At 71.6% G+C, this 7,343-nt stretch carries 9 protein-coding genes and 1 tRNA gene; 4 read left to right on the forward strand and 6 right to left on the reverse strand.

Translation table 11 applies throughout. The features are described 5' to 3' along the window. Window positions 1-101: 101 nt before the first annotated feature. Together ITJ56_RS17020 and ITJ56_RS17025 are read left to right on the forward strand one after the other, a co-directional pair. Window positions 102-1,640: an amino acid permease gene (locus tag ITJ56_RS17020; RefSeq protein ID WP_194631820.1), complete on the forward strand. Its 1,539-nt coding sequence runs from the start codon at window positions 102-104 to the stop codon at window positions 1,638-1,640. 79 nt (window positions 1,641-1,719) lie between these two features. Further along, the gene (locus ITJ56_RS17025) at window positions 1,720-2,022 is read left to right on the forward strand and encodes a hypothetical protein (RefSeq protein WP_194631821.1); all 303 of its coding nucleotides are present in this window, start codon (window positions 1,720-1,722) and stop codon (window positions 2,020-2,022) included. 21 nt (window positions 2,023-2,043) lie between these two features. On the opposite strand, the gene ITJ56_RS17030 is transcribed toward ITJ56_RS17025, so the two are convergent. From ITJ56_RS17030 to ITJ56_RS17050, 5 genes are all read right to left on the reverse strand, one after another. Next, window positions 2,044-2,712: a PepSY domain-containing protein gene (locus ITJ56_RS17030; RefSeq protein ID WP_194631822.1), complete on the reverse strand. Its 669-nt coding sequence runs from the start codon at window positions 2,710-2,712 to the stop codon at window positions 2,044-2,046. A 49-nt stretch (window positions 2,713-2,761) separates the two neighbouring features. After that, window positions 2,762-4,093: a sensor histidine kinase gene (locus tag ITJ56_RS17035; RefSeq protein WP_228518127.1), complete on the reverse strand. Its 1,332-nt coding sequence runs from the start codon at window positions 4,091-4,093 to the stop codon at window positions 2,762-2,764. A 31-nt stretch (window positions 4,094-4,124) separates the two neighbouring features. Then, a complete protein-coding gene (locus ITJ56_RS17040; protein WP_194631824.1) occupies window positions 4,125-4,802 on the reverse strand; it encodes a response regulator transcription factor in 678 nt (225 codons plus the stop codon). Between the two features lie 197 nt (window positions 4,803-4,999). After that, a complete protein-coding gene (locus ITJ56_RS17045; RefSeq protein ID WP_194631825.1) occupies window positions 5,000-5,212 on the reverse strand; it encodes an SCO4848 family membrane protein in 213 nt (70 codons plus the stop codon). Between the two features lie 100 nt (window positions 5,213-5,312). Beyond that, on the reverse strand, window positions 5,313-5,774 hold the full coding sequence (locus tag ITJ56_RS17050; RefSeq protein ID WP_194631826.1) for a hypothetical protein: 462 nt from the start codon (window positions 5,772-5,774) through the stop codon (window positions 5,313-5,315). Between the two features lie 101 nt (window positions 5,775-5,875). Here ITJ56_RS17050 and ITJ56_RS17055 point away from each other — a divergent pair, with 101 nt between their 5' ends. Continuing rightward, window positions 5,876-6,526, forward strand: coding sequence for a YigZ family protein (locus tag ITJ56_RS17055; protein ID WP_194631827.1), 651 nt, complete (start codon window positions 5,876-5,878; stop codon window positions 6,524-6,526). A gap of 94 nt (window positions 6,527-6,620) precedes the next feature. Here ITJ56_RS17055 and ITJ56_RS17060 read toward each other — a convergent pair. Further along, window positions 6,621-6,693, reverse strand: a tRNA-Lys gene (locus tag ITJ56_RS17060). A 94-nt stretch (window positions 6,694-6,787) separates the two neighbouring features. Here ITJ56_RS17060 and bcp point away from each other — a divergent pair. Beyond that, a complete protein-coding gene (bcp, locus tag ITJ56_RS17065) occupies window positions 6,788-7,258 on the forward strand; it encodes a thioredoxin-dependent thiol peroxidase (protein ID WP_194631828.1) in 471 nt (156 codons plus the stop codon). Window positions 7,259-7,343 lie beyond the last annotated feature (85 nt).

A 7,343-nucleotide genomic window follows, 5' to 3' on the forward strand; every position in this document is an offset into this window, starting at 1 on the left:
CTGCGCACATGGGGATCACGATCGTGACCGTCTCGTTACAGATCAGCTCCCTCGGAGGTTTGTGTGCCGACCCGATTCCGAGCGCATGTAGGTTGTCGCGCATGACAGCGCAGAACGACACCGGCGTGAACGGTGCCCCGGCGAACGACTTCTCGCACGAGCAAGAGGGCTACCAGCACGGTCTGAAGCCCCGGCAACTGCAGATGATCGCGATCGGTGGGGCCATCGGCACCGGCCTCTTCCTCGGCGCGGGTGGACGACTCCACACCGCGGGGCCCGCGCTCGCGGTGACGTACCTGGTCTGCGGCGTCTTCGCGTTCTTCATCCTGCGCGCCCTCGGCGAGCTCGTGCTCCACCGCCCCTCGTCCGGGTCGTTCATCTCGTACGCCCGCGAGTTCTACGGTGAGAAGTTCGCCTACGCCGCGGGCTGGATGTACTTCCTGAACTGGGCGATGACCTCGATCGTCGACACCACCGCCGTCGCCATCTACCTGCAGTACTGGTCTGCCTTCACCGCCGCTCCGCAGTGGCTCCTCGCGTTGATCGCTCTGATCGTCGTGCTCGCCGCCAACATGGTGGCCGTCAAGGTCTTCGGCGAGCTCGAGTTCTGGTTCGCGCTCATCAAGGTCGCGGCCCTCGTCGCGTTCCTGGTCGTCGCGATCATCTGGCTCGTCTTCGCGTTCCCGGTCGAGGCCGGCGGCGAAACCGTCCGCACCGGCTTCTCGATCTGGGGTGACAACGGCGGACTCTTCCCCAGCGGGCTGCTCCCCGCGGTCATCGTGATCCAGGGTGTCGTCTTCGCCTACGCCGCCATCGAGCTCGTGGGCACCGCATCCGGCGAGACGCAGAACACCGAGAAGGTGATCCCCCGCGCGATCAACTCGGTGGTCTTCCGCATCGCCGTGTTCTACGTCGGCTCGATCGTCCTGCTCTCCCTGCTGCTGCCGTACACGGCGTACAAAGAGGGCGAGAGCCCGTTCGTGACGTTCTTCTCGTCGCTCGGCAACCCGCAGGTGGGGTCGATCGTCGGCGGCATCATGAACTTCGTCGTGCTCACCGCGGCACTGTCGTCGCTCAACGCGGGGCTCTACTCGACCGGCCGCGCGCTGCACTCGATGGGCATGAACGGCTCGGCGCCGAAGTGGACCACGAAGATGTCGAAGGGCGGCGTGCCGTACGCGGGCATCCTGCTCACCGCGGGCTTCACCGTCGCCGGTGTCGTCCTGAACTACTTCGTCCCGAGCCAGGCGTTCGAGATCGCCCTGAACATCGCGAGCCTCGGCATCATCACGGCGTGGGGAACGATCATCCTGTGCCAGATGCGGCTCCGGTCATGGGCGAAGCAGGGACTGGCGAAGGAGCCGTCGTTCAAGCTGCCTGGTGCTCCCGTGACCGCGTGGCTCACCCTGGCGTTCCTCGCCTCGGTCGTCGTCCTGATGGCGATCGACTACCCCGTCGGCACGTGGACCATCGCGTCGCTCGTGATCGTGATCCCACTGCTCGTCGTCGGCTGGTTCCTGCAGCGTGACCGCATCCTGCGCATAGCCGCCCTGCGCGAGGGCGTCACCGGCCCGTACCCGATCGGCGTCCGCGACCCGGCAGCCCAGGTGCGCCGCCGGGACCACGGCGACGGCGCGTAGGCCACCGCGCCTGTCCCCGGAGCGCGAGCTCGCACTCCGAGCGGCAGAGGGGTCCGGCAGCCGTCGCTACGATCGGCGTGTGCCGGACCCCTCTGTCTCCCCCGCCCTGGACCTGCGGCTCAGCTGGCGAGGTGCGTACGGACGCCTCCGGGTGTTCTCGGACCGACTCGAGGCCGAGACGGACTACCAGCGCGAGGCGCGCACCGCCGTCCCCATGGACGGGGTGCAGGGGTGGCGGGTCGGCCCGTGCGACGAGGACGCGGTGTGCGTCGAGTTCGTGACGGAGCAGGACACCTACCGCCTGCTGCTCGACACCCCCGACGAGCAGCTCGCCGCGCTGGCGATCCGGAAGGTGCTCGGCCCGCCGCTGCAGGAGTCCTGACCGCGCACGCTGCCGTCCGGCTCAGTCGTCGGTGCCGGCGCGGTCGGTGTCGGTGCGGTCGGTGTCGGTGCGGTCGGTGACGACGTCGCCGGAACCGGCATCGATGCGCACGCTGTGCTTCGTGCCCGAGGAATCGAGCACGTCGCCCTCCCAGACGACCTTGCCCAGGTGGTCGTCGAGTCCGAGCTCGGTGACCGTCCCGGCGTGCAGGTCCTCGAACGCGCTGACGGCCTGCTCGGCGCTGAGGTCGGCGGCGGCGACCAAGCGCTGGTGTTCGGCCCGGTCATCCGCGTCGGCGGCCTCGGTCTGCGGCGTCCCCGCGACCGCGGTGCCGTCGGCGGTCGTGTGGAGCTCGTGCTCGGTGCCGTCCTTCGTCACGACGAGGACCTCGTACGAGGAAGCGCCCTGCTCCTGCTCGACCGAGATGACCGTGCCGGACCCGACCTCACCGCGGGCGGTCGCGACGGCGGCGAGCAGGGCGCCGTTCGAAGCCACGGACGCCGCGGTGGCCGAGCCGGTGGCTGCCCCGCTGTCGGACGAGCCACCGACCGACGTGCCGGCCGAGCCGGTGGCGTCGTCGGCGTCGTCCGAGGCGCAGCCGGTCAGGGCGAGTGCCGCGGCGATCGGCAGGGCTGCGAGGGCGGCGATCCGGCGAGCGGAGGGCTTCTGGGACTGGGTTCGGAGGTTCATGGGGACGAGCATGTCGCCGGGGTGCTGAAGCAGCCCTGAAGCCGCCTGTTCAGCCGCCGAGTGCGATGCGCACCACGAACCGGGCGCCGCCGAGGGGCGACGTGGTCACACTCGTGTCCCCGCCGTGGGCCCGCACGGCATCGCGCGCGATGGCGAGCCCGAGCCCCGCCCCACCGGCATCCCGGCTGCGGGCCTCGTCGAGCCGGACGAAGCGCTCGAAGACCCGTTCACGCTGGGCCTCGGGGACCCCGGAGCCGTCGTCGTCCACGGTGAGCACGGCGGACCCGTCCTGTTCGGCCAGCGCGACGGCGACGCGGGACGAGGCGTGCCGGATGGCGTTGTCGACGAGGTTCCGGACCACGCCGGCCAGCAGACGCTCGTCGCCGAGCACCCGGGCCGCCGCGATCGCCGAACCGTCGACGCGGATCCGGGCTCCGCCGTCGGGCGGGTCCTGCACGCCCTCGCGTGCGCGTGCGCGGGCGACGGCGTCGAGGGCGAGGTCGTCGAGGTCCACGGGCCGCAGCGTCCGGATGCCCCCCTCGTCGAGCCGGGACAGCTCCAGCAGCCCCGTGACGAGGTCCTGCAGGCGGACCGCCTCGGAACGGACGACGTCGGCGAACTGGGCGACCTCCGTGCGGCCGGGGTGTGCCACGGCGACCTCGGCGTGCTGCCGGATCGAGGCGATCGGCGACCGGAGCTCGTGGGAGGCGTCGGACACGAACCGCCGCTGGCTCCCGGCGGAGCGGTCCAGCCGATCGAGCATGGCGTTCATCGTCGTCGCGAGTCGTGCGACCTCGTCGCCGGTGTCGGGCACTTCCACGCGCGCCTCCGGACGGGCGACGCGGATCGTCTCGACCTCGGTGCGCATCCGCTCGACCGGGCGCAGGGAACGGCCCGTCACGGTCCAGGTGACGGCCACGAGGAGGAGGACCAGGGCGGGCACCCCGACGGCGAGGAGCGCGACGGCCGTCCCGACCGCGGTGTCGGCCTGTGCGAGCGTGACGCCGTAGACCAGGGTCGCCTCACCACCCCCGGGCAGGTCGACGTCGTCGGCGACGAGCAGCCACCGTTCGCCGTCGTGCGACCAACGGGTCTCATCGGCGGTCGGCAGGGCGGTTTCGTCGGCGTCCTCGCCGTGCGCCAGGACCGCGCCGCCGCCACCGACGACCTGCACCAGGACGTCCTCGTAGTCGGACACCGCTCCGGCCCCGTCCACGTCGACCCGCGACGACACCTGTTCGAGGCCCGCCTCGGCCGATGTCCGCACCCCGTCGAGCAGCACGAGCCGGAGCACGACGACGAACGCGACGGCGCCGACGACCAGGGCGGCGAGCACGACGACCCCGGCGCCGAGGGTGGTGCGCGCCCGGACGGATCGCAAGCGCCGTCGACGCGGCTGCCTCGGGCCGCCGTCAGCCACCGTCGTCCGCCAGTCGGTACCCGGCGCCACGCACCGTCTCGAGCGCGGCGCGGTCGAACGGCCGGTCGATCTTCCGGCGCAGGTGTCCGACGTACACCTCGACGATGTTCGGGTCGCCGTCGAAGTCGACGTCCCAGACGTTCTCGATGACGTCCCGCTTCGACCGCACCTGGCCCGCGTGACGGGCGAGGTACTCGAGGACGGCGAACTCGCGACTCGTCAGGTCGATCGACACGTCACCGCGGGCGACGGTCCGTGCCGCGGGGTCGACGACCAGGTCGCCCAGGGTCAGCACGGTCGGACGCTCCCGCGCGCCCCGCCGGACGAGGGCTCGCAGCCGCGCGACCAGCACCGGGTGCGAGAACGGCTTCGTGACGTAGTCGTCGGCCCCGGCGTCGAGCGCCTCGACCTGGTCCCATTCGCCGTCCTTCGCCGTCAGCATGAGGACCGGGGTCCAGTCGCCGTCTGCGCGGAGCTGCGCGCAGACCGCCCAGCCGCTCAGACCGGGCATCATGAGGTCGAGCACGATCGCGTCGTAGCGGAACTCGCGAGCGTGCCAGAGCCCGTCCACGCCGTCGTGGGCGACGTCCACCGCCCACCCCTCGGCCTCCAGACCACGGCGGACACCGTCCGCGAGGCGGGCCTCGTCGTCGACCACCAGCACACGCATGGCGTCGATCCTGGCGGGCGCCGCTGAAGCGGGGCTGAACCGGCGCTGCAGCGGCGCTGCAGCGCCGTGGCGACCGGCGCCGCGAACGCCGACCGGCGGCACACCTCCGGACCGGAGGGCGGACGGGAGGCGCGGCACAGCGCTGCCACGGGCCTCCCGTCCGTCGGGCGGACCGGGCCAGGGCCGCCCAGCCGGGCTCAGACCAGCAGCAGGATCCCGGCGACCACCGAGGCGACGGCGATCGCGATCGCGATGAGCAGGAGCACGAGGTGCACCGTGTAGAACGTCGTCGGCTTGCCGGCGGCGTCGCGGGCACGGGAGTCCTTCGCGACGCGCTGGAAGAAGCGCGGCCAGGTGATGACGTTGAAGACGGCACCGATGAACAGGACGACTGCGGCGAAGACGAGCACGGTCCGATCCTAGGACGAGTGTCGGTGGTGCTCGGCCGCCCCCAACGCGGCCGAGTACCCACTCGGCGGGCCACAGGATCTGTAGCACTTGCTACAGACCTTACACGGACTCCTCCACGGCGGACGGGACGCTCCCCCGCTGCGATTCCTCCTCGAGCACCTCGGCGATGCGCCGGAGCGCCTCGGGCGACAGCTCGCCGGGGAACGTGCGTGCGGCGAACCCGCTGACGCGGGCCGAGCGCAGGGACCGGACGAGGGCGAGCTGGGCACCGATGCGTGCGGGGACCTCGCTGTCCTCGAGCAGGAAGCGCTCGTCGACCGCGAAGAACCCGGCGAGCAGGCGCAGGAGCCCGGTGTCGCGGTTGCGGCGACCGTCGCCGGAGAGCATGTAGGTCCACTTCGCCCGCGAGAGCGACCCGCCGCGGCCGGCGACGTACTCCTCGATCGCGGAGAACGGTACCGGGGCCCCGCGCTGGGACTCCTCGAAGTCGAGCAGCAGGTTCAGGCGGCGCGCGAGCTCCGCGGCGTCGAGGGCCCCGCCCTTCTGATCGCCTGCGTCCATCCCGGACCCCTCCCCAGCCGTGTCCGTGCCCGGCCTGGGGGCCGCGCGCGTGGACGACATGCTAGCGCGGGAGCCCGACCCTCGGCCGCTACCCTCGGGGCATGCCCCGCAGCTTCCCCTCGACGATCGCCGAGGCCGTCGAGCACGAGGTCGTCATCACGAAGTCGCGGTTCATCACGACCCTGGCGCCCGTCTCCGGGGTCGAGGACGCCGACCGCGTGATCGCCGACGTGCGCCGCCACCACTGGGACGCCCGGCACAACTGCACGGCCATGGTCACGGGCGTACTCGGCGACCAGGCACGTTCCTCGGACGACGGCGAACCGTCCGGGACCGCGGGCGTCCCGATGCTCGAGGTGCTGCGACGCCGCGAGCTCACCGACGTCGTCGCGGTCGTCACGCGGTACTTCGGCGGGGTGAAGCTCGGCGCGGGTGGACTCGTTCGCGCCTACTCCACCTCGGTCTCCGAGGCCCTCGACACCGCCGCGCTCGTCCGTCGCGAGGCCCTGATCCGAGTGCGGTTCGACGTCGACCACGCTGACGCCGGGCGGCTCGACAACGTCCTGCGGGACTGGGTGCGGCACCACCACGCGACCCTCGGGCCGACCGCGTACGGCCGGGTCGCCACCTTCGAGGTCTGGGTCCCACGCACCGCACTCGACGCGCTGACCGCCGACCTCGCGGCGGCCTCGGCCGGAGCGGTGGAGCCCGTCGTCGGCGAGGAGCGCATCGTCGACGTGGTCGACGGCTGAATCGGCCGCCCGGTGCACCCCGGGCGTGTCCTGCGCGCGGAACGAAAAAGGCCCGGCGGGATGCATCTTGGGACACAACCACCGGGCCGTTCGGTGCACCCCCTCGGACTTGAACCGAGAACCCACTGATTAAGAGTCAGTTGCTCTGCCAATTGAGCTAGAGGTGCATGTTCCGGCTTCCGTGCCGCAACGGGAATCAACAATAGCATGGGTTCAGCGTGCCCACGACCACTCGTGGCACACGACGCGAACAGGAGCACCATGACCGACCGTCTCGCCGCCGGCGACGCCGCACCCGACTTCACGCTGCCCGACCAGGACGGCGTCGAGCGCTCGCTCGCAGCCCTCCGTGGCAAGAAGGTCATCGTGTACTTCTACCCCGCGGCCTCGACCCCCGGGTGCACCACCGAGGCCTGCGACTTCCGCGACAACATGTCCTCGCTGCAGGCCGCCGGCTACGAGGTCCTCGGCGTCTCCAAGGACGAGCAGTCGAAACTCAAGACGTTCCAGCACGAGCAGGCGCTCACCTTCCCGCTGCTGAGCGATCCCGACCTGAGCGTGCACAGGGCCTACGCCGCGTGGGGCGAGAAGAACAACTACGGGAAGATCGTGACCGGGACGATCCGCTCGACGATCGTGGTCGACGAGGACGGCACCGTGCAGCTGCCGCTCTACAACGTCAAGGCGACCGGCCACGTGGCGAGCCTGCGGAAGAAGCTCGGCCTGGTCTGAGGGCCAGCCCCGGAACGGACGGGAGGCGCCGTGCCAGCTGGCACCGCGCCTCCCGTCCGGTCGGGGCGGGTCGGGGCGGGGCGGG

This window comes from Curtobacterium sp. VKM Ac-1376, assembly GCF_015351025.1.
Taxonomy (GTDB): Bacteria; Actinomycetota; Actinomycetes; order Actinomycetales; family Microbacteriaceae; genus Curtobacterium.